We start from the raw sequence: 23,781 nt of genomic DNA on the forward strand, positions 1-23,781 counted from the left end.
CCCCCTACAAAAGCGGTGCGCCCTGATCGAGCAGGTCCGACAGGACGTCGACGCGCGGCCGGGGGCCCTGCAACGCCAAGTCCACGATTCCGGCCGCGACGCTGCGGGCCAGGCTTCTCGCCAACACGCGCTGCGGAGTCGACATCTTCTGCAGCCCACCCCGGCCGTGGACGAACTGGCTGCGCAATTCGAACAGGTCCTTATATTCCTGCACGCTCGACTTATCGTTCAGGAGCGCGCCGATGCGAGCTGCAACCCGGTTTGTCGCGTTCATGCCCTTATGCGGGTCCGGCTTCGGTCGCATAAACGCCTTGTGATCCATCTCCAGGCCAACCGCCGCTTCAATCGCGGTCATGTGGGCCATGACCTCGTCGATGCCGTCCGACAGGAAGGCCCGCACCAGAAAGTGCGCGATCGGAGTCTCGAATAGGGGGGTCGCGCGGGCAGTCTCGAGGTCTCGCCAAGCCTGATTGGTCACCAACGCGAGCCCCCGCATGGCGTCGTCGCTCAGCGGAAGCTCAGTCGGCCGCTCAAGCTCGAGCTCTTCGCCGTCGTCGCCGACGATCCACGGTTCGAGCGTAAGGCTGTCCGCGCTCGGCGGGGTCGCCGGCCGGATGAACAGGTCCTCGTCCACCGTGTGAATCCAGGGCAGCCGGAAGCCGCGCCAGTCGACCTCCTGCATCGTCGACCAGTCCTCCCATGGGGCGAGGATCAAGTAGAAGAGCGCAGCCTCAACTGCCGGCGGAAATCGCCCAAGGTGCGGGTCGATCTCCCCGAAGTCGCGGTTCATCGCCATATACATCCACGGCGACGCGCGCTTCTCCGGCTGCGGGTCGAGGGCAATCTCCTCCTCGACTACCAGCCACTGAAATTGCGCAAGCCGCCGAGCGTCGAGCGGCTCGTTGGGCATAGTCCGCTCAATCCGTGGGACATCGAAAAGAGCGGCCAACTCGTCGGCGCTGAATTGCGCGATCCGCGACCGCCCGAACGTCATGACCGGCAGATCGTCGGCAAGATCGAGCGGGCATAGGTGACGGCGCACCGACGTCTTGTGGCGGCAAGCCTCATCGAGAGCGTTCGCCGCAACGACAGGATCGAGCGCCAGATGAGTCTTCCCTGCCGGCAGATGGCACGGGAGCCCAAGCGATCGCAGAGCGGTGCTGAGCGCGAACACGGGCTTGTCGATGCCATACTCCGCCGCGCAGAGCTCGCTCAGAGCGGTGAAGCGCGGCGCTCTCAGGAGGTTCTTGGGCCCCGGCCGGGGGATGCGCCAGAGATCTTCAACCATTGCGATCATGGCGGCGTTCGCGCCCATCAGCCGGCCTCGCTGCGCGCCTGCGGAAACCAGGTGCGCTCCGCCCGCTGCTCGACCAGATGGGCTTCGAGGTTCTCGTGCTTCCCCTCGATGCTCTCATTGTAGATATATTCGGTATCCCGCCAGAACGCGGCGATCGCGGTGACGAACTCGCGCAGGGCGGCGACCGGGATCTCCATCGAGCCTGCAGGCGGCGGCGGCGCGGACCCTACCTGCGGCTCGCCAAAGCCGGGCGGCATGGGCGGGATCACAGGCCACAGGTCGGGTCGGCGCCGATGCAGTTCCACCGCCGAGTCCCCGTCACCGTGGCGGCACGCATTGCCGAGGTGCTGGAGGGTGTCGAGGAGCGGGAAGCTGGGAAACTCGTCCAAATTGATGCCGCGCAACCTTCGGAACCACTTTTGCAGATCTTGCCAGTTGGCCTTGTCGATCTTGCCGGCGATGGGCTTGCCCGGGCGTAGTTCGTTCGCGCAACCGCGCAGATAGCTGCGAAACTGCCGTTCCCAGATCGACTGGATCGACAGGCCGAAGGCCAAGATCGCCTCACTCTTCATCGCTTCCATGTCGGCCTGAGCGAATTGATGGCCGGGCCAGTCGCTCGCCCCCAGTTCCGCGATCTTTGCGTCGAGCGTCGCGAGTGCCGGCACGATCACGTCATCCAGAAAGGAGTGGATGGTCAGGTCGTGCTTGCTCGTCAGGACGTCGGCGAAGCAGTTCATCCAGCGGATCGTGGTCATGCTGGCGCTCCCAACGAAGCTGCCTCGGCGATGTAATCGCGATAAGCGTAGTTGATCAGTTCGCGGACGAGCTCAAGGAGGCCGCCGCTCGGGAAGCCGTCGAACGGGTCGCCGTGGGCGAGTGTGTTCCGCCGCTCGGCAAGGGTCGGGTGAACGTCGCCGACGAGCTGCCCGATTGCCGTCCCACCGCAGCGCTCGACCATGGGTATGTCGCTGTCGGTCAGCCCATCGGCTGTCACCATATGCTTGAGGAGCGCCGCGAAGCTGCGGTTTCTCTTCGAGAGCTCCCCGCCGTAGCGGTCCATCACGGCCAGTTCGAGCGCGATCAGCGCCGCCAGCTCGCCGGCCTTGATCAGGCTGAAGTCGATCCAGCCCAACAGGTAGAGCGTCTGCGCCCGTGCGAATTTTCGCTGGGTGATCTCCGGGATTCGCTGGTCGATCCCCAGCCCGGCGATGAAGCCCCTCCAAGCGTCCGCGCGATCAAAAAGCAGGAATGCTGCGGCGTTGCCCGTCGCCGGCCAGGCCAGGGTCAGGGGTTCGTCACGGTCCTCCAATGTGATGTGGGCGAACGTGCTCATTACGGAGCCGCGCTATGGAACGAAACAGTGGGCGCGATGATGCGCCAGGTACGCCCCATGGCGTGCATCGAGTCCGGAGATCATCGCGCCTCGGACGATTCCCAATCGGTCGAGATTATCCTGGCTCAGTGTATTGGAGATGAGCAGCGTTCCGTTGTCCTCGAAGGAAATGAGACCTCGATCGAACAAGGCATCGACATGCACTGCGAGCAAGAGTCCGTTGAAGGGGTCGAGCCGCTCAGCGTTCGTGGCGCTTCGCCACGGCTTGATGTGCGAAGCACGCAAGAGCGGAAGGTGGTCAACGCCAGCCAGCGGACACGTCCCGTCCCAGGCGACGACGAGGGCGTTGCGAAAGTCGCCTTGACCGATCCTCGCGGCTTGCAAGCGCTCCTTCTCAGTGAGCGGGTCCTCGGCGGGCGCCACCACCCGGACTGGGCCGTCGTCAGTCTCGAGGCGACTTGCGCCCTCCAGCAACGCGATCGTAGCGGCCAGATTGCTATCGGAGACGCCGAGAGCGAAGCCGTGACGGCCGACGGTCGTGCGATGTGGTGCGATGTATTCCGGAAATTCCCGAAGGTGCGCGTTCACATAGCTCCGAGGCGGCTCGACGGTGTCGACGCCTAGAGCCCGAAGGCTATCCGCCACGTCGAGGAAGCCGGGGTGAACGACGAGGGGCCGAGTAGCAGTCTCCCGCTTCACGTAAACGACGAGATCGCCGCGTCGCATCTGCACTACCTTGCCGGTGCGATTGCGCTCTTTGAAACCCAACGTCTCAAGCGCATCGACAAGGGCCGCATCATGAATAGGAAGTCCAGTCTGCCGGACGAGCGTCGATGGGACCACCGGGAGGGTCAGCCCCTCAGCTTTGCGTTTCCAGGTTCGGACATTGGAATCCGGCCAGTCAACCCAGAGCTTCCCAATTTGCTCGGACAGTTCGCTCCGGAGGCGCGTGGAAAAGCGGTCGACGGGCTTTCCTTCACCGGGCTGGTCCCCGCGATATGGACACGTCCAATCGGCCACTCCGGTATACAAATATTTCGCATCGAAAAGCCCGACGAAGAGTGTTTCGCCCGGAACCGGCGAGACGAACGAGGCCCATATCCTTCGGTTGCGAAAGATAGGGCGGTTCTCCTTCTGGGTATCCTGGTAGAGGATAAAACCCTCCGGGTCGTCGCGCCAAAGGTCCGCGATGCTCGCCGCAGAGGCGCCGCGTTTGGGCGTGTGATGGCGGAGAAGCGCGACCTCCTTTGGAACAATGCCCCGTTCCAAAAGCAGATCGTTAAAACTGGCGCTCATCGCGGAACTCCATTCCGACAAAGTGGCCAAATCGTGCGTCGCTGGTCACCGGCGAGCATCGAGTATCACGAGCCTGGTAGTCGGAAAACAAGCGCATTTTGTGGCTCCGACCCGAAGGTGCCAATCAGCAAACGCCAAACTGCTTTCCACCTAGTTTTTTCGGGCGTCCGCTTTAGCTCCTGATAAGAACGAAAGCTGACAGACCGCTGACGGCCACGAGCGGCCGCGAAGGCCTGCGTCGTCCCACCAGGCGCCGCGAGATGTCACCCTAGCCGCTCGCTTGTTACCTATGCGTTACCTGACGCAAAACTAGGTAACAGAAAAATGGCGGAAAACTGGCGCGCCCGGCAGGACTCGAACCTGCGACCCCAAGCTTAGAAGGCTCGTACTCGCGGGCGTGTGCCCGCACATTGGGTGCGGTGCCACAAGCGCCCATCCGCTCAGTTTCGGTGGCCGGGTCGGCGTGATGCGCTCGTTGGGTTCCGCGGACTGTGTCAGGAACATTGCATTCGGAATGTCGCCCAATGCGCCCATTGCTGGCGTTCGCATTCAAGTAGTCGTGGTCGGCTGAAGTCTGCACACGCCAGTCAAGTGGCGCTCCTTTCCCGCCGGCTCCTACCGCTTTGTCTTGCGTTCGGCCTTGGCCTTCGATTTGGATGCAGCAAGCGACTGAGAAAAGTTCAGCTTACCCGCGGTTCTGGTGTCCACCCGAGCGCAGTTGACGATGTCGTAAATGGCGCGCCAATTCCGGGGTGCGCAGGTGATGCAGCCGGCAGATACGCGCCCGGCATGGAGATAGCGGTCGCCGGAATGCCCAATACGGAACCAGACAGTGCTCGGATCTCCGTAGGGCGACTGGTGCGGGTAATCGGCGATCTCCAGGTCGTGATCGCCCTCCGGTAGGGGGTTTTGGGGGTCGGTCTTAGCCGCGAACGGGCCCGCCGTTTTGGCTTGGCCATTCTCTTTGTACGAAATGGAGAGCTGAAGATCATACATCTCGCCGTCGACGTCGATCGGCCCGCCAGGCCGAGGCTTCACGCGCAGCGCGAGGTCGCTGAGGCGGCGATAGCTGACCTGCAGGTTCCCGGTCGTCACATCGAAGCTGCTTCCGGCAAGATACCCTTCGAGGACGGTCCCATAGTCCCGGCCCTGTACAGTTCTAATAAAGTCGACTTTGAGGCCGGACGGCAGCGATGTTCTTGTGTTGTTTATCAGCACCACGAGCCAGCCACTAGTGGTGGAAGCGACGTAGCGAGCCTGCATCAGAATGCCCGGTTCGGTCATCAAGTTACGCGTCGAGGACTCGTAGAACGCCCTCCACGACAGTCCTTCTACTCGTTCCTCAAGCTCGAGAATTCTTGCAGACAAGGCGTCAATCTTGTCTTGTTGAGACGCTTCCAGTTCCGGCGGCTCCGATTGAGTTCTCGACCTCTTCACGATTTCCTCCCCGTTGAAGTTTAATGGTCTCAAATTGGCACTCGGAGTGGAGAGTGTAAAGCAGAATCGAAGTCATTGGACGATCGCCAATCTCTCGTTTCAGACCTTCGGCACGGCTACCTTCGCCATGAAGCGCGGACCGCTTTCGACGATTTCCTGCCCGTGGGCCGACAGCATCAGGTCGGTTTCCTCTAGGAAGACGTAATAGGGGGCACGACGCGGATCCCGGCGGCTGTAGAGCGTGCCTTCCCAGATGAGATCGCCCTGCTTCTGTGAGGCCAGAGACGTCGTAACATCGACCGTCTCGTCGGCATCGGACTTGATCGCATCGACGAGCAGTTTCGGCTCGCGGCGCAGGGACGCCTTGAATCGCGGCCCAGTGATCGCGTCGAAACGGGAACGTAGCGGTTCGGGAAGCCGGTCGGCGCCGCCCGCGACTGTCGCGAGTGGCCCGCGAACCGCGACGTGAACCGGCCAGCGCCCATCCACCTTGCGTCCCTGCCAGATTTCGACCCGCCGCGACGGCTCGAGGCGGAAATCGATCACGTCCGGGGTCGAGACGTGAAGATCGCACCAGGGATAGCCCGGCACGTTGCCGGAGCGTTCCAGCGCGTGCTCCTGATAACGCGCGATGCCAAGCCTCATCATCGGCGCACCGGCCAGGCCATGCGCAGCCGCTCGCGCATCGATGTCGATATCGACGTACCAGAGATCCTGGGCGCTGTCATATTGCGGGTCGATGGTGAGCAGGTCCAGGGACCGGCCCTGTTCACGCGGAATGGGAATGCCTTCGCGATCGGAGGCCCCGTACATGGGGACCCATTGCCCTGCACGGATCCGGGCGCTCGGATCGCCCCTGAAAAGGGCGAGCGGCAGACGCCATGGGGGGCGGTCGCCGCTCTCACGGATTGCGTCCGCTCCCCACTGGCTGACGTGGCGGGCGAGCGGACCCAATTTCCTGGGATCGGCACCGTCGGGGCAGGCCAGAAGCGCGAAACGCTCGCCGGCGCCCGAGGAATACCAGCCGCCGGGGGCGGGTCGGGCGACATCTTCGGCCCGGGCCCCGAGCAGGCGCGAGCGCCGCCACTGAAGGCGGACCGCCATGTGCCGCTCGACGAATCTCGGAGCCCTCAGGCTTCGCTCCCAGACGAAGGCCGGCAGCATCTCGACGAAGCTCATCGGGTCGGGCCGGCGTGTCGCGACGGCCCAGACGGTGGTTGATGCGCCTCGGGCCACGAAGCGCGGGCTGCTCGTATCCGCCGACATCAGCGGTGCGAATTTCGAGGCCGTGACCGGAGTCACCTCCAGCCGGTAGGCGCGGGAATCGAGGGAGGGGGAGAAGAGAGGTTCCGTCTTCAGCCCTTCCGTCACCAAGTCCACATCTTCCATGCGCGGATCGGGCAGCGGACGCGGGCTCAGCGGCATTCTCGAAGGTGGTATGCCGGCCATCTCGAAGGCGAGCCGGCCGCCGACGGTCGCAAGCCTGGCGCCGGGTTCGTCCCGCTGGTCCTCGTATCGAATCTCGAGCGTGACGTTTCCGCTGACCTGTCGGTCGACGCTGAGCGTGCCCCCCACCCAGGTCATTCCAGCTGCGAGTTCTTGCCGGTCGCTCCAGCGAGTGACATCGCCGACCTTCTCCGGCCACTTCTCCCGGGCGATCTCCTCGCGCAACAGCTGGAGGCTGTCGCCACCCCTCGGCCAGGAAGGTCTCAGCGGGGTCTGCACCGCGTGTACCACGCGCAGGTCGAGAATCTCCGCCTGCTCAGGCACCGGCCGGCACAGGATGGCGTTCCTGAAGGCCTGGTCGCGGAAGCGGAGTCCGGCTCGAGCCAGCATCTGTTGCGCGGCCGCGAAGCCGGCAAAAAGATCGAGATCGTCGGCGTCCGGCACGCACCAGCAGCGCAGGTCGAAGTCTGCGCCCGGGCTGAGCCGAAGACGTACGCGCCGGACGGTAACCGAGCCTTTCGGCGGATTCTGCCCCTCGCGCAGCCGGTGGAATCGGCGGGCCGCGGTCAGAAAACCGGTGCCGTCGAGGACGAGCTCGGTTCCGGCATCACCGCTCGCCCTCTCGACGTCGAGGACGATCGGCATGGCGAAAGGATAGCCACACGCGACCCAGCCATTGGAGATGCCAGGAAGGTCGGGAAGTCCGGGTTCCTTGCGAGGAGAGGGGATATTCGGCGCATCCTGGAAGTAGCCGTCATCGTAAATGTCGACGCACAGCGGCTCGGAAACCGCCATCGGATCGGGGCCCCGGGTGAAAAGCTGAAATGCCATCCGTCTCGCGGTCGGATCCGGATAATAATGGGCTTTCCGTCCCAATAGCGCCTGTGCGTCGGTTCGCTCGACGCTGAAAACTCCTATGCAGCGTTCCTCGCGCGGGCTGGGAGCCGGCTCGGCGGCACGACGCGGACCTGTTTTCGGCGGGGGAACTTCCTGGTTGCATGCAGCGCTTGCCCATTCGAGCCTGTCGCCTTTGCGGATGCCGAGGCCGCCCGTTTCGGGGTCCCAGCGGACATTGAAAAGGCCACCAATTGGTCGACCCGCCGGAGCCGGCAGCTCGTCCAGCGCGAGCCTGGCCCGCTTCGTGGGGTGGGGATGGCAACTGGCCTGTTCGAGCGAAAGCCCCGGCACATAAAGGATGCGCCGCGCCAACGGGGTCCTGAGGTCGTCGTCCCCGGAACGAACGACGAGCGTGTCGAGGGCGTCGCCGGGCCGTGAGACGGTTGCGGGATCGAGGATGGCCGCCACCGGCGCTGCGATCCGCTCCTGCCGTCTGAGGACGTAAGGCGCATCGACGGTCTGGCGGGGGATTGCGGTCGGCGCGGTGCCGACCCCCTCGTAGACGAGCCGGGCCGTCTCGAGCGGGAGCCCGACGCCTCCGGCATAAGTGCATCGCAGACCGAAGCGATAGGACCGGCCGAATTCCATTCGGGGTGGACGCCGATCCCTTGCCCCACTGGTCGGCGGAGGACCGGGCAAGCCGAACTCGGGATACAAAGCGAGGTCCACGGTTTCGTCGACATCGTCCTCGTGCAGGTTCAGCCCAGCCGTGCACGGGGCGCCGAGCGGATCGATCTCCCATTGCATGATGGTGTCGATCGCGAGATATTCGCCGGCTTCGCTCCTCTGCCCCAGCTTCACAGGCGAAGCGGGAACCATGCGAGTTGCCGGGCGGACGCTCGCGGCATCGAGGCTCCGGCGAAGAGCCGGGATTTCGGCCGGCTCGGCGATGGCGGCAAGAGCCGCTGCAATCAGGGGCTCGAGCGGCTCTTCGCCGACGGGGATGGGGAAGCTGACGTCGCGTTCGGTGAGACTGCGCCACTCCCATTGCTGGGTCCGCTTCGACACCACCGCGACGTCGACCCGATAGCCGGTCACAAGATCCTTGGTGAACAGCTTCTTGTTCGGCTCGCCACGACGGCGCAGATCGTCGCTGGCCTTGATTTCGCCCTCGACCGCTTGCGCCCGGGCGCTGTCGTGGAGGGCTATTCCCGCCGTCCTTGCCGGAAGATCGCCGAGCTCGAGATCGCCTCCGGCGCGCGTATTGGCCGCGTCGCCCTCCGCTTTCTGGATCATCTGCTCGGCGCGCCCGCTGACGTCCAGGCTGGTCAGGAAGTAACGGGACCCCTGACCGTCGGACTGGTTGAGGTTCAGCGTTCCAAACAGATGATCGGCCTGGTCCTGCCCGATGCCGCCCTTGACCTGGTCGAAGGTCGTGAACAACCAGCGGTCCGGCCCCAGCGGGGCGAGCTCGCACGCCGTCCAGTAGGTGACGTCCTCGCCAGCGCTGTTGCTGCGCGGGGCGATGAAAAATCTTGCTCGCCTGCCGCTGCCGACCGCGCTGCGCACATCTTCCGGAAGCACGTCCAGCGCGAACTCGACATCGACGACCAGCTTCATCACCCTGGCCACGGTCGGATAGGCGAGCATTCCGAACAGGCGCCGTCGATCGGCATCCTTCATCGCCAGCAGGCACTGGTGCGCCTCGGAAGCCGAGAGCGAGTAGGCCGCGCCCGTCTCGGGCGTGACGGGGAAGATCAGCCCGGATGTTTCCGGTTCAGGGTCGGGGCGGGCCGCAAGCAGATGTGCCGCGATCAGCTTCTGGAACGCCGGCCGGTTGCGGCGCAAGCGGACGCGAAGGTCCCTTGCGAAGATATCGTTGACCAGTCCCTCGCCGAGGCTGGTCAGAGAGACATTTCGCCTCTGCAACTCCAGCTCGACGCCGGCAAGCGCCTGCTCGACGTCGGCCTCGATCGAATGTCGGCGGCGGGGCGCGGCTGTCTCCGCCCGGACCGAAGCCTCCGGCGCAAAGCCGCCTGCCATATAGCTCGATCGCGCCGCTTCCATCTGCTCCTGACGAGCCGCGCGGATGGCGTCGCGAAGCGTCGACGGGAGGCTGCTGTCGGGGCCGGGATCCATTGCATAGCGATGGAAGGGGTGGGCGATCGCCGAGGCTGCATCGCGGCGCGCGTTGGCGGCGCCCGCCTCTTGCCACGCGTCATTAGCCTCCGCGGCGACCTGCTGCGCGACGGCGAGCCCGCGGCCCGCGACCAGTCCGCACGCAAATTCGAGGTGAGGGTCGGGGACGCCCTGCCTGGACGTCAGTGACTGGCCGCCATCGATCCCCAAGAAAAGGTTCGTTGTCCCGGACCAGGCTGTGACAGCCAGCGAGGCGGGGGCGGGTTCGTGTGGCTCGTCGGCCGGGCTTGCGGCGCGATGGCCGGGGATCCTTCCCTGCGCCGTATAGCCTGTCGAGGCCTGCACGATCGGCCGGTCGAGACTGAACAGATATTGGGCCGTATCGAGAGCGGTGAACGCGCTCTCGAGCATCGCCGACGGCGTGGCGGTGACGAAACAGGGTCCCTCCGCGACCAGCGCGGATCCCTCGGTATCGCGAGCCCCCAGTCTGAACGGGCGGTGCTGGTCGTCGCGACGCCATTGATAGGCACGCGGCCCCAGAAATTCGCTGACAATCGAAGCCACGTTCTGCCGGGCGTCGGCCTCGTCCGGGGTGGCGGCGGGGCTCGGCGCGCTGGCCGTGCGCAGGATTGCCAGCGTGCGGTCGCTGATGCGGTCGCTTTCGCCCCGCGCCAGCCTGCGCCAAACCAGCATGGCCTTGTCCACATTCTCCTGGCTGAAGTCGGTCAGAAAGCGCAGCCTGGACGCACCGAGGGTCGCGCTGTTGGCAGGCGTTTGTCTGCCATCCGGATCGACGCTGACCCGGAGAAACACTTCGTCAGGAGCTTCGAGCATGTTCCTGACGGTCCTGGGCCAGGAATCCACCTCTTCGCCGTCGCCGGGCATGATGAGCAGGGCCCCGCGCAGACGCAGGTCCGCCCCGGTACCTCTTACTTCGTGCGGAATGAAGCGGATGAGTGGCGGTGCCCAGATCCCGCCTTCCGCTTGCGCGCCGCCCCAATCGCCCGCTTCGAGCTCCGCGTCCGTGTCGCCCCACCCGCTCAGCTCTTCCATGCTACAGCCCTTCGTCGAAATAGCTTCGGTAGGTTCGCCATTCCGCGTTCATCGCGACCGCGCGCGAAACGGGGCGTCGGGGCGCCTCTCCGCCGATATGAGAGGGGCCCGGCATCAGCATCGGTGTGTAGAATCGCTGTGTTTCCGGATTCGACCAGCTCGAGAGCAAGGCGAGGTGCTGCTCGGTGACCGCACGAAACGTCAGCCGGTTGCCACCGCTCCACCCTTTCGCGATCGCCCTGAGGACCGGGACCTCGTAGTCGAAGTCCTTGATTCCGATGGAGAAGGAAAAGGTGTAGGTAGCCGACCCCTCCATTTTTCCGCCGGCGCGTTGCTCGACCGACACGAGCAGGCAAGTGCTGACTCCGAAGAAGGCGATCTTGATCGAGCCGGCAGCGATGAAATAGCCGGATAGACGCGCGCTGGCGCCCGACCGCATGATGTAAAGCCCGGTCATCACCCGGACCTGGCCGCTCGCCGGGCCGAAGCTCACCACGGCCATGCCGCCATATTCGAAGGAGGCTTCGAAACCCGTGATGCCCTTGGCATTCGCATGCAGGGAGACAAAGCCGCCGCCGCCATAGGGCGCGGCGGAAATCAGGAACGGCGCCGCGCGCCTTGCCAAATTGAACTTGAAGGTGGCCGGCTTGTTCGTGAATGGAAGCACGACGCTTGCGCCCAGCGAGACGTTCGCGAAGGCGACGGATCCGATGCTGATCGTGCCGAGGTCGATCATGAAGCCGGCCTCGATGGCCGGCGGCGCCAGCTGAAGGTCAATGAAGAAGCCGCTGTCGCCGCCGATCCCGAGCCATTCCTGAAGCTGCTGGATGAACTCGACCGCTGCGCCGAGCTTCACTTCGGCGATCCGTATGTCGAGGTTCGGCGAGCCGCCATCCTTGATGGTGAATGTCGTCTTCGTGAAATAGAGCGTGACGACTTCGAAGATGTTGATTTCGAAGGGCTGCAGGACCCCCAGGGTGCTGATCGCAGTGGCCGACGGGTTGCGCGCGTCGATGCTGGTCTGGAAGGTTACCTTGAGCGCCTTGACGTCCGAACCGGGGTCGCCGCCATAGTCCTGCCTTCCGGACTCGATCATCCTGAAGAAGGGCGGCAGCGCGTTGAGATCCGTGTCAAAGCTGTAGGAAAGGTTGATCCGGGGCAGCACGAGGTCGAGCATCGCCGCCTCGATCTGCCGTCGCATCCGCTTCAGATCGATCAGATCCTGGAGACGTCCATGCAGGAGCGAGTCGAGCACTTCGCCCAGATCCTGGGTTAGCCGATAGAGGGCGGGCGGGGACCTGTCGCCCGCCTGGCCGCCGTCGCGGATGGCGGCAAACCTGTCACGCCAGATCACTATCTTGCGCAGCGCCTCCTGCATGTTTCCGCTGTCCACGGCGCGCTTTGCCTCGTCGAGCTCGGCGCGCTGAACCTTGAACAGATTAAGTGTTTCGGGCTGAAGCAGGGTTGCCTGCAGCTCGGGCCTTAGGATGAGCTCAAGCATCCGCCGGTAGGGCTGATTTTCGCCGATTGCCTGCTGGACCTCCCGGAGCGGTTCGAAGAGCAGATCCGCGCGGGTGTGCACTTCGATAAGAGAATCCAGGATCGCCAGCATGACCGGCTTGGCGGCGGCGAAGATGGTGTCGCGCGCCGCCTTCTCGGCGGTGGCCAGCGAGGCGGTCGCCGCTCCGACGAGCTTACGCTCGACGTCGAACGCGAATCGCTCCAGCTGGAGAACAGGCTCCGCCTTGGCGACGAGGTGCAGTCGAAGCGTTTCGATGGTGCCTGTCTGGCTGTCGGCAAGATTGATAAGGAAGACGTACAGGGCCTCCAGGTCAGCCTTCCTGCCGGTCCATTCGCGCTCGAAGGCGCCGATCGCTTGGACGATCTCGGATCGGGCGGGTTCGGCGAGCTCGCTCGCGACCGAACGAACCGCGTTCCTCAGTCCGTCCAGCGCCGCCTGGGAGCGAAGGCTTGTCAGCTCCCTGGCCGTCGCAATTCCCTTCGCCAGGAGGCCGGAGGCCTGACGTGCGGCTTGGTTGAGCCAGCCGTCGGCGAGGACGGTACAGTCGCTGAACGCCCTCCAGCTCTCCCCCTGTCTTTGCGGCGCCGCCGGCAGCTCTGCGCCGATCGCTCGGGCCGCTTCCCGCACCAGAAGCAAACCGTCCGCAGCAAGGCGGACACGATGATTCATCCATCTCGACGCCGAACCCAGAAGGGTCGCCAGACCGTCGCAAATTCTGCCAGGGGCCGCGTCAAGCGTCGCCTGCTCACGCTTCAGGGCGGCGATCGTATCCTTCATCCTGTCAACGGTGGCGCCGAGCTTCCGGCGAAGCTGTGAGACGGTTTCGAGCGCTCGCTCGATACGTGCCCGCACCTGCTCAGAATCGCGCGCCAGCGCGACCCGATCGGCCGAGCGGCTCGCGACCATGGTAATTCGGTGAGTCTCGCGCGAAAGCGATTGAAGGCAGGCTGAAAGCTGCCTCTCCTTCTCGGCCAGCTGCGCTAGGTAGGGATCGGTCTCGCGCAGCAGCTTCTCCACCGAATCCACGGGCCCTATCAGCGTGTCCGTCCCGGACCTGAAGCGCTGCCTGATGATTTTGAGGGCCTCGCCCAGGGGGCCGTCCTCTCGGCAGATATCCGGAACGGCCAGCGGCCCGGGAAGCGCGGCGGCAAGGGCTTCGAGGACCCGATCGACGGTCGCGAATATCTCGGCGCTGATCGTGCGCACGTCGTCGAGCCGGCCTTGTGCCGCTTCCTCAACCAATCCGTGGCAGGCGCCGAGGGCGGCAAGAGCGGGCCGACCGATCGCCTCATAGCAGAGCGCCTCGGGCGCCGTGGACGCCAGCCTCGCGAGGAGCGAGGACAGATTGCACGAATCGGTCGGGCAATTGGCGAGATTGGGATAAGCGTCGGGACCCAGGACGGTGGCAAGCCACTCGCGCGAAGGCTCGCGCAGGAGCGCGTTTCGGCCCTCCGCCGCCTGGCGACGCAGCTCCTCCTGCAGCTTCGCCTTCACGTCGGCGGTGAAGGTCCTGGCCGCGGATGCGATTTTCTCGATGAACTGCGTCAGCCCCTGGGGAATCGGGTCGCGACCGATCCGGTCGACCTCGGCGAGCAGGGCCAGCAGCGCTCGGTTGAGCCGCTTCGCTGCCGCAACAATGGCCTGCAGCTGCTGGAGCGGGTTCTCGGTGGACTGGCCGGCCGTGAAGCGCCTCAGATCGGCGATCTCGGCCAGCACATGGTCGAGCTCCAGCTTCAGCCCGGGATAGAGCTCCCCGACATTCCCGCCGAATGGCGTGGGTTGCGACAGCATCCCGGAGACTTCTTGGGCCGCGTTCTCGGCAGCCCGGATCATCGGATCGACCTGCTGCAGAAGCCTCGTCAGTTCCTGCGCCACGCGGTCGGCCGAAGCTTCGACCTGTTCTATCAGTTTGGGCGCTTGCGCGTAGAGGGCCGTCTTGACGATGTCGCGAAGCGACAGGATGCCGAGCAGAAGGGCGTCCTGCGGAAAGAAATCAGCGCCGCAGAACGTGCCTCCGCGAGCACCGCCGGAGGCCGGGGCTGAACCCGCTCGGTGCAATTCTTCACGCGCCCCGGCCGCGGCCCCACTGGCCGCCGCAAATCCTTCGGCGGACATAGAGCCTGCCGAGGCCAGCAAGGGCCGCGATGGCGCCTGCTGCCCCCCCACCGGTCCGCTGACCTGCGACCAGTTGACGGCCACTATGGTGGGCTGGGCAATGCCTCCCGATCGCTCGCCCGACTGGTTCAGGTCGAGACGAACAGGGGGAGCTTGGGGTACGTACCAGTTTGCTGGATCGGTCGGCAGATAGCCGTGAACGGCGAGGAACATCCGCGCCGGGTTCGCCGGCGTCATCCCGTGGCGGACGAAGAGGTCGTCGTATGAGACGATGGCATGGTCGCTGGTGCGCGCCGAAAATGCCTGAAGCGACCGAAGCCGGACATGGGCCTCGCGCACGAACGGGTAGAAGGGCGGCTGGTCCTCCCCCTCCATCGCGGCATCCATCTGATAGGGCTTGCCCGGTCGATCCCCCCGGCCGCGGGCGCCAAGGATCCAGCGCGCCGTCTCGAAGCTAGCCGAACGTGGCTCTATCTCCGGGGCATAGCGAATTGCCCGGCCGTGCTGGTCGGCCGTGCTGAGGCCGCTTTCGCCGCGCAGGCCCATATAATAGTCGACGACCGCCTTGACCGTGTCCGGATGATGAACCGCCGTATTATCGAGGAAGAGGAGGGGGAGGGTGGTGAGGCCGGCCTTGCCGTCCAGGAAGAGCTCGAACTTCACCTCGCCGCCGCGGCCGGGACGAAGCCTCGGCCAGAAGATCATGCCGCGACTTGCGGGAAGCTGGAGCTTGCCGCCCGGATAGACCCCGTCCTGCAGCGCGCCGTCGGTCGAGGTCGGATCGAGAATGTCCGCCGTCTGGAGCGTTCGGAATATCGCGTTGGAAACCGGAAAATCGCGTCCGTCGAACGGGTGCCCGAGCGCCGCAAAGCTCTTTTCCGGATCGTTGATCCGGATGAAATAGCGCTGGACCAGATAGGCCACCGGATAGTCGCCGTCCGGCGCCGGGAGGAAGTAGCGATCGGTGCATTTGACGAGCGATGCCCGATGGCCGATCGGGAACAGGAACCCCTTGTAGATCACCTCGACGAACTGGTCGCGGCCCAAGTTGGTTCGCTGGTTCCAGGATTCGACATTGAGGGCTTCGAACGGCGGATTATCCCAACTGGGCTGCGGCTGGTCCTTCCAATAGGGCGCGGCCGGCGGATTGAAGCGGGCGAAGACGCCCAGGTTTCCGCCAAGCGATGAAAGCCTCAGATCCTTCACTTCGATCGCGGGAGGAATGAAAAGCGCCTGCTCTTCGAGCCCGGGGATCTGCCATGCCTCCGGCGCGACAATGCTTTCGGGCAATGCATCGCCGGGGCCGGTCGGCACCGGTAGCCGGACCCAGAACGCGCTATTCGAAACAGGCTGTGCCGATGCCGCCGTCTCGCTGACGAAGCGATAGCGATAGCCATCGGCGGCGCGCGCTATGTCGCCCCACTGATATTCCCGGGCCGACTGATAGTTGCCGCGATCGACTGAGCCCGCGGGATCATCCATCAATTTCCAGTGGGTCGCCGTGCACGGCTGAACGCCTGGCTGGGGCGAAGGATGGGTGTAGAGATAGTATCTGCCGTTGCCTGCCCACCGGACGATGCTCCCTCGCCGGTATGTCGCGGACGGAGAGAAATCGCCGACATGCGCAGGCGGCTGGCGCAGCGCCGGGAGGATCGGCAAGCCGAAGAGAGTCGACAGCGCGACCAGCTCATGCCGATCTTTCCGACTGAGCGGAAAGCGGGTCGAACCGCCCCATGGCGTGCTATGATCCTGCGGATAGTCGCGACCGGATAGAAAGACCTCCGGTTCGAAATCCTTGCTGCCGACGGTTCGAACCTTGTTTCGAGCGAACCTCTTGTTGCGATCGACATCGGGCCTGTCCGCCACGTCGGGACCCAGTTCGGCAACAAGCTTCGTCGACCATAAGGGGACGACATCCCAGCGAGACCGGGGCCGATCCGCGGACGGCGGTGGCGAGCCCAGAAAGCTGCCGCGAAGGTCAGGGCCGCGGGCGCTGACGACGGCATTCTGATCGGGCGACATGAGCAGCCGTGCCGGAAGCTCGATCAGTGTCTGGAACTGCGTCGAATCGTCGTCCGCCACGGCAAGCGCCGTGACGGCCTGCAGTCGCTCTCTCAGATCCGTCGTCGGCACGAGACCAAGGTCCTCGAGGATCTTCAAGGGGTCGGTTTCGGGAATCTCGTCAATCTTCGCGCCGGCCCGGTCGGTTGGGTTTTCGCGTGGCCGCCGTGGCCTCATCACGGTCCGAGCGACCTTGGGCACCTCCAGGGTGAGGCGCTCCCAGTCGGTGAGGCCCGCCAGCGTGAAGGGAACGTCCACGCGACGTCGGCTGCGCCGCCGTCTCTTCACCTTGAACGCGATCCGGCTGCAGCCGGACAGCCGCGCTTCCACTACCCTGGCCAGAGGCGGTTCGGCGGGCAGAGGAGGCAGCGGACAGGTGGGGGACACATAGTCCCGATCCTGCGCCCGCTTCTCCGCCTCGATCTTGCAAGCCGACGGGAGCGACCCGTCCATTTCACGCATTCGCTCCTCGTTGATGGGCGTGACCGGCGGAATGTCCCGATCCGCATCGAGGCCGGCGGTCTGCACCTGACGGAAGATGGTCTCCTCCATCACGTGTTGCGGGGGAAACTCGGCCACCAGGACAGGAGCTTGCCCGTGCTGCTCCAGGCGCCAGCCGCCGATGCGGCGGACCAGCGCCATATCCCTGAAGCGGAAGCTGAGGCTGAGCAGGTCCTCTGCCCGGGCAACCCGCAGCGTTGCATTTTCGAGGGGGATCCACCACCTGCCGAAGAGTCCGGTCGAGGTGATCCAGTCCCAGACATTTTCCGGCCTGCGGCTGCCGCCAAGTTGAATCGACGCTTCCTGTCCCTCAAACTCGAGCTGGCTGAGATCGGCTCCGTCGACCCTGATCGGGATGGCGACAACCTCTGTGCGGATCTGGCAGCAGGCCCCGTCGGAAGCGCCGGCGCGAACCTCGATGCAGTGGCGATCGCTGGATCCCCTGACCACGGCCGAGCCGGACGGACAGGATATCACGTGTTCGCGGTCGGAGATCGGGAGCGCGGCGACGAAACCCGCCTTGCGCGTGCCATCGCGTCCCAGGAGCAGTAGGCCGTTGTCCGACTGAAAGCCGCCCCAGCGATTGGCTCCGGCGGCCGAATCGACGCGCCAGGCGCCGGCAAGCGCGAAGCGGCTGCGGCCTTGCTCGCAGCGCACAGCGACGCACTCATGCACGTCCGTCAGATGCAGCTCGGCTCGCTCTTCTCCTGGGACAGACCAGCGTAGCCGGGCTCGCGGACGTAATCTCGCATTCCGAGCGCTCGCCGCTGTGGACCAGCCTGTCGGCTGCTCCTCGAACCGGCTCAACGGAGATTCGCGCGGAGAGTGGACTTTGAAGACGAGCTGGCGAGCCTCGGTCAAACGGCGCGGCCCGACGACTCCGTCGGAAAGGGAGAGCAGCCATTCGAGTTCGGGCAGGAAGGCAATGGTTCCGCCGTGACCGCCTGCCAGCGACCACCCGGCGATCTTCGCTCTGGCCGCAATCGAGCGCGTGTCGTGGGAGACCGGCGCCTCTGTCCCGTCCAGGAAGTTGTGGAAGCCGACGGGGCCCGGGGCGAAGTCCAACCCGGCAGACGCGACCTTCAGCATCCACTCGTCGGAGCGAATGAACTCGATACTGAGGTCGAAAGGCAGTCCAGTGCCCGGCAGCTGCGCGTTGGCGACTTCAAGTCTGCGGGTCGCTGTTGTAAAGGTCGGGGTCGGGCCGAAGGCGTCCTTGCGCACCATCCAGGTCCGCCCGGCAAGCCGGACTCGGATGCCCAGCAAGCGCCCCTCGTCATCAAATATTCGTCTGAATTCGGGCACCTCCGCTGCAGCGGCAATCCGACCTACAACGTCTGCGGAGGCGATGGCGGCCGGCAGCTGGAAAAACTGCCGACGCGTTACCGGAAGAAGCTGTGGGTTGCTTGTGCCCAGAGGGTCAGACAACCGGCGTAAGCTTGTCCATGACTTGCTGATGTCTTTCCGAAACACAGTAAGCCCCCCCGAGCGCACTGGTACGTGTGTCCAGCTCTCGTCTGAAGGAAGAGCGGAACCCATTAACGAAATTAGCTCGCTACAAAATTGCGAGCAACGCAGGTAATGCACTGCAAATCTACAGCGGCCGCCAAGCCATTAATGGCTACGGCGCCACACAGATTCGTGACTGGTAGGCTAACTAGTTCGGGAGCCCTATCAAGTCACTTTTTTCATAATTTACCTTTCAAGTGCGCCGCCCCACGCTGTTCAATTCCTGTGTCAGAGAAGGCACGAAGCAGCCGACCTTGCTAACGCCACATTGGGGGCTTGAGGAGGCGATCAGGGTGGGGAAGCGCCACGCCCGAAAGCGATTCCGACCTGATCGGCACCACAGCCGGACTTGTGGCATTTGCTCATCTACGGGTGGAGGGCGTTCAATTCACGCCCAGGAGGGGCCAAGTGTGAGCGCTCGATCGAGCCTGCTGGTTGGGCCGCACCCCGCGTATTGGGGGTACTTTTGGGGGCACGAACTCGTGCCGCCTGCGAAATGCTCGCGCTAATGGGACGCTACCGCGGTTCTTCGATTCCGCCCCTGGGAATCCCGTTGCCGCTCCAGAATGTCCCCCTCTGTGGTGAGGCGCCGTGGATCGCCCTGCAGCACGTCAGCTGATGTGACGGCCTCGAACCGCATCCGCTCTAGCGGATGAGGGGGCGCCTCAGGGTATGTGGGGGCCCGACCCCCGGTAGATCCCCGCACGCGAGCGAGGAAGTCAAACTTCGCGCTTTGGGCGACTTCGGCGTCCGATTCGTAAGGGATGGGGCGATTTTCAGCCGATCTCTAGGCCCCCATCCTGGTGTGCCGAAACCCGCGCCGTCAGTTAACGCTCAGCTGGCGAGCGCCGCGCGTGGGCCCCGGAAATTGGAAAGTCGGCGCGGGAGGCAGCGAGCCAGCGGCGCGTCGGACAAAAACAGCTTGTGAGCGCCTACGATAGGCAGAGCGGTGATCACGTGCCTTGTGCTCGCGGCGCCCAGGCGTTTAGCTTCGGCACATGAGCGTCTTCGATGGCCTTGAAGAGAACCTGCGCGACGGTCGCAGCGGTGTCCAGAAGAAGCTTACCGAACGGGTGAAGACGCTTGAGCGCGGTAGACCCTGGCTGATCGGCATCGGAGTGCTCGGAGCGGGCGTCGCCGCGCTGTCGAGGCTTGACGCTGGAACTACGGGCACCGTGATGGCGATCGTCGGTGCGATCGTGGCTGCTTTGAGCGGGCTGGCGGTCGCCGTCTTCGACTTCAAAAAGCTGGAGCTGTCCGCCGACCTCGCCAAAGTGGAAGGGCTCCTCGAGAAAGCTATTCGGGAGGGGCGTGCCGCACTGACAAACTTGGAGGTCTGCGAATCGAACCGGCGAGCGCTCGACAAGCGCCGGGTCCACCGTCTGACCGCCGTTGCCGACATGCGCGAGATGACAGAGCAGAGCCTCGCGAGTGGGCTCCCCGCCAGCGTCGCGGCCGAGGCCATCTTGAAAGTGGCCGCTCGTAACATCGACGGGGCAATCGGCTTCGACTCGGCTGAATACTGGACTCTTTCGGTCTTTGAAGTTCGAGGCGACGAGTTGGTTCGGGTTGCCGCGGTCTGGGCGGATCGGGCTGGTGAGCAGACAGCCGGCCGGTCTTGGAAGCGAGGCGAGGGCTACTCGGGCGTCGCTTGGCGCGACGCGTCTGAGGTGATCGAGGAGGACACCTCCGATCCCCGCGCGACGCGGCGCTATGTAGTGCCCGGCGAGAAGACCCGCGAATACGATTTCGAGCGTTATCGGTCGGTGGCCGCCGTTCCGGTCTTCGTCGGTCCTGACCAGGAGATCTGGGGCATCGCGACCGCCACCAGCGATCGGCTCGGCCGTTTCAAGGACGAGCCGCCACAGGGCGAGGTTCAAGCTGTCGACATGGTTCGTGACGTCGCGGGTATCATGGCCTTGCTTGCGGTCGCGAACAGGGCGCCTCAGCCTTCGGAGCGGGATGCTCGCATAGGCAATGGCAATGCTGATTGACGGTTCTTTTCACGTCACAAGGTGTTATATGTGGAGCATGACACGACAAGCTCGCCTCGCATCGATCGATCGAGAGAAGAGTTCGTTAATGGCGAACATTGCTCGCGCTCGCCGCGACGGTAGGATCGATGATGCTGCGCTTCGAAAGCTGGAGCAGCTCTCGCAGGAGCGAGTGGAGCTCGCGCGCGCCTGAGGCCGCGGGCTTAGCTCGGTATCACCTGGTCGTCGGCATTCGTTCGGTGAGCAGGGGTCGCCAACACCCGTAATGCAGTCAAAGCTGATACGGTGAGTCTCATTCAGCGCGAGTGGGTCTCAGGGTGAGACCTCGAAAACCACCACGCCGGCGAATCCCATTTGGCGTGAGGAAATCTCAGCTCGTCCCATATCGCTCGCTACCTAGCCTGCTACCTTTCGGTTTTGAGCAGGAGGAGAGGGGGCTGCTAAGTGCTTGAAAAGGTGGTGGACGCACTAGGGCTCGAACCTAGGACCCGCTGATTAAGAGTCAGCTGCCCCAGGGGTCACGCGGCAACGTCCGCTTTCGTGGTTCATCACTCCGAAGCCGACCGTCCGCTTCCGGCCAAATGCCGACAGGCATTTGGACTACGCGAATTTTGCTGGACCAGCGTGAACGCTGCACATTCGGGTTTCGGGTGATCGTCGGGAGCCCGGTCCGCGCTGGAGCCGTGGAGGAAACACCTCTGTCATCACTCGATAGTCTCGAAGGACGGTGCCCCCGCCTTGATGATGGCAATCGAGATACGACGATGACTTACCTGATCGCACTTTACCTACTGGCTTGGTTCGGCCCGGCCGAGGCCAGGTCGGGACATTATCGGCTCGACGCGACCTTCGACCTCGATCGTGGCGCGATCCAGGGCGCGTTCGTCTACGAACCTTCGGGCAGTGCGCCGCCGCTGCTCGAGTTCCTCATCCGTCGCGACCACATCGTCCATTCGATCCGCGGCGCGGACCTGGTGGGACGACTGCCCCATCCGACGTCGGAGCAGATGCATATCCTCACCCTGCGGACACATGTCGTGCGGGGAATCCCGCGCGCCATCCGGGTGCGCTTTTCCGGCCCATCTGCCGCCAGTTGGACCCTGATCGAGAGCGGCCGGGAGGATTTCTGGTTCCCCATCACGCAAGGTGCAATGGGTCCGTTCACGGCCGAGGCCACCATCGCTGGAATTCCCGGGAACATGCACCTCGTTAGTAATGGCATCGTCTCTCGACATGGAGACAGTGTCCGCATTCGCTTGACCGAGCCCGATTACGACTTGGTGCTCGTCGGTGCCCCCGGCCTCAGCGGCCGCATGGCCGGCGATGTGGAATTCGTGGCCGGCGATCACGCGCTCCCCGACAATCGGGTCTTCGCCGATCATGCCGCAGCGGCGCTGACCTTCGTCGAAGACTGGTTTAGGCCGTTATCGCGCCCGATCCGAGTCGTCTCGCTCGATCATCAACGGCAGGGTGGGTATTATCATCGCGGCATCGTGGTCGTTCGCCAAACACGCACGCCACCTGTCCCTGAAATGTACGCTTCGGAAGCGGCCTATCTGATGAGCCATGAATTCGCGCATCATTTTTGGCCGGAGTTCGTGCTTTCGACAGGCGACAAATGGCTTGCTGAATCGGTGGTTAGCTATGTGGGCCTTCGCTTCGTCGAGCAGCGTTTCGGTTTGCCCTCCCGAGAAGCAATGCTTGATCTCTATCGTCGGTATATGCCGCCCGACGCAGGGCCGATCGCCGTACGAGGTGGCGACCGAGAAGCGACCAATGCAGCACTTTACTTCAAAGGGCCGCTTGCCCTGTTCGACCTCGAGGCGCGGATCGGCCGCGACCGGCTGGACAGCCTCTCGCGCGCCATCGGTCTGAGCGAGGAGCCACGATCGACCGCGGCGTTTCTCCGTCATCTGGCAGCGATGACCGACGAAGGGGTCGCAGCAGAGTTTGCTGCGAGGCTTCATGCTGCGGAGTAGCTTGACCGCTGTCGGCTTGCGGCGGGAGGATGATGGCGCGCACTCGCTGCGTTCAACAAAGGCGGTGATCATCTACAAACGGACGGGAGATTCGAGAGCCGTCCAGATACTTCTTGGACATACGAAGACCCAAACGACAGTTCGCTATCTCGGAGTTGAGGTGACGATGCTCTCGCTCTCGCCGAAGGAACGGAGGTCCAATTGAACTTGGCGAGCATTCCCTCGCCCGGAATGCTCGTTATCCCGCTTTGGGCGATCTCGCGCCAATTGCAGCGTTTTCGACTTCAACTACCGCTTCTCCAAAGCTGCCGTTCCCTCAGGTTTGATCCTGACAGGCACGAGATGCGTCGATCGCGCGCGGACGCACCAGGTCTCCAAGGCCGAAGCGGATCAGCGTGCGTTCACGCATCACGGCAGCCACGGCGTTGATCGGTCGATCTCCGAAATCAGCGAAATCGACCTCGGACCGATACGGCCGAGATCCGTGCGGCAGGTCGACGATCCGAAGCGCTTCTTCCGCGACAGCCTGAACGTCGGCGACGACGTCCTTTGGAAAGAGTGCGCGAGTCGCTTGTTCATTTCCCGCGAGCGCATCGCCGTAGAGCGCCTCGTATTGCTCCTGAACCGCGCCGTCGCGGGGGAGCTCGGCATTGGGGAAATGGGCAGTGCCCTCCACGAAGGGACCGGGCATGAGGATCGAGGTTTCAATCCCGAAGCGGGCGACATCATAGGCGACGCTGTCCGCAAGCGAGTCCATCGCCGCCTTCGCCGCGGTATAGGGTGCCAGGAACGGCGGCACGATGCGCGAGGTGCCGCTGCCGATCCACAGGAGCAGGCCGGACTTCTGCCGGCGCATCACCGGCAGAACCGCACGGTTTACGCGCAGCGGCCCGACCGCGTTCGTGTTCAGGCTCGCCATGACCTGCTCGGGCGTGAACGCCTCGGTGATCCCGAAATACAGATGCGCTGCATTGTGGACGAGGACGTCGATTCGTCCCTGCTCGGTCACGACGGCGCCTATCGCGGCCCCGATCGATTCATTCGATAGAACGTCAAGTTCCAGGGGACGCAAATCGACCTTGTGCTCAAGGGCAAAAGCGCGAGCTTCATCGGCCTTGCCCTTATTGCGGTCCGAAACCGAACGCATCGTAGCGTAGACGGTATGGCCCGCGACGGCGAACGTTCTCGCCATGAGGCGCCCCATGCCGGTTCCGGCGCCTGTGATGACAATGACTTTGTTCATGGGATTCTCCATATAGATG

General features: G+C 64.2%; 10 protein-coding genes, 2 tRNA genes and 1 pseudogene. 3 read left to right on the forward strand and 10 right to left on the reverse strand.

From position 1 onward, the window contains the following. Positions 1–4: 4 nt before the first annotated feature. The 8 genes from EKM57_RS18275 to EKM57_RS18310 form a co-directional block, all read right to left on the reverse strand. Positions 5–1,288, reverse strand: a complete 1,284-nt coding sequence (locus tag EKM57_RS18275; RefSeq protein WP_243451132.1) for a hypothetical protein — start codon at positions 1,286–1,288, stop codon at positions 5–7. A gap of 26 nt (positions 1,289–1,314) precedes the next feature. After that, entirely contained in the window at positions 1,315–2,052 is a 738-nt protein-coding gene (locus EKM57_RS18280) for a hypothetical protein (RefSeq protein WP_129793971.1), read from the reverse strand. After that, positions 2,049–2,630: a hypothetical protein gene (locus EKM57_RS18285; protein WP_129793972.1), complete on the reverse strand. Its 582-nt coding sequence runs from the start codon at positions 2,628–2,630 to the stop codon at positions 2,049–2,051. The genes EKM57_RS18280 and EKM57_RS18285 overlap by 4 nt, the downstream gene beginning before the upstream one ends. Before the next feature lie 12 nt (positions 2,631–2,642). Then, complete coding sequence (locus EKM57_RS18290) at positions 2,643–3,926, reverse strand: HNH endonuclease (RefSeq protein ID WP_129793973.1); 1,284 nt, start codon at positions 3,924–3,926, stop codon at positions 2,643–2,645. 336 nt (positions 3,927–4,262) lie between these two features. After that, positions 4,263–4,358: transfer RNA gene (locus EKM57_RS18295), tRNA-Arg, on the reverse strand. Between the two features lie 183 nt (positions 4,359–4,541). Beyond that, positions 4,542–5,363: a hypothetical protein gene (locus EKM57_RS18300; protein WP_129793974.1), complete on the reverse strand. Its 822-nt coding sequence runs from the start codon at positions 5,361–5,363 to the stop codon at positions 4,542–4,544. Between the two features lie 99 nt (positions 5,364–5,462). Then, complete coding sequence (locus EKM57_RS21990; RefSeq protein ID WP_165357543.1) at positions 5,463–10,838, reverse strand: hypothetical protein; 5,376 nt, start codon at positions 10,836–10,838, stop codon at positions 5,463–5,465. Between the two features lies 1 nt (position 10,839). After that, entirely contained in the window at positions 10,840–18,303 is a 7,464-nt protein-coding gene (locus EKM57_RS18310) for a hypothetical protein (protein ID WP_129793975.1), read from the reverse strand. A 1,241-nt stretch (positions 18,304–19,544) separates the two neighbouring features. On the opposite strand from EKM57_RS18310, the gene EKM57_RS18315 reads away from it, so the two are divergent. After that, positions 19,545–20,540 (forward strand): hypothetical protein, encoded by a 996-nt coding sequence (locus tag EKM57_RS18315; protein WP_129793976.1) that lies wholly within the window; start codon positions 19,545–19,547, stop codon positions 20,538–20,540. Positions 20,541–20,997: 457 nt separating this feature from the next. On the opposite strand, the gene EKM57_RS18320 is transcribed toward EKM57_RS18315, so the two are convergent. Beyond that, a tRNA-Lys gene (locus EKM57_RS18320) sits at positions 20,998–21,074 on the reverse strand. Positions 21,075–21,151: 77 nt separating this feature from the next. Here EKM57_RS18320 and EKM57_RS21995 point away from each other — a divergent pair. Beyond that, a complete protein-coding gene (locus tag EKM57_RS21995; RefSeq protein WP_165357544.1) occupies positions 21,152–22,519 on the forward strand; it encodes a hypothetical protein in 1,368 nt (455 codons plus the stop codon). Position 22,520: 1 nt separating this feature from the next. Continuing rightward, positions 22,521–22,717 (forward strand): annotated as a pseudogene (locus tag EKM57_RS22545) (tyrosine-type recombinase/integrase); the annotation flags it as partial. A gap of 118 nt (positions 22,718–22,835) precedes the next feature. Here EKM57_RS22545 and EKM57_RS18335 read toward each other — a convergent pair. Next, positions 22,836–23,762: an SDR family NAD(P)-dependent oxidoreductase gene (locus EKM57_RS18335; protein WP_129793977.1), complete on the reverse strand. Its 927-nt coding sequence runs from the start codon at positions 23,760–23,762 to the stop codon at positions 22,836–22,838. Positions 23,763–23,781 lie beyond the last annotated feature (19 nt).

Source organism: Sphingosinicella sp. CPCC 101087 (genome assembly GCF_004151485.1).
Lineage (GTDB): Bacteria > Pseudomonadota > Alphaproteobacteria > Sphingomonadales > Sphingomonadaceae > Allosphingosinicella.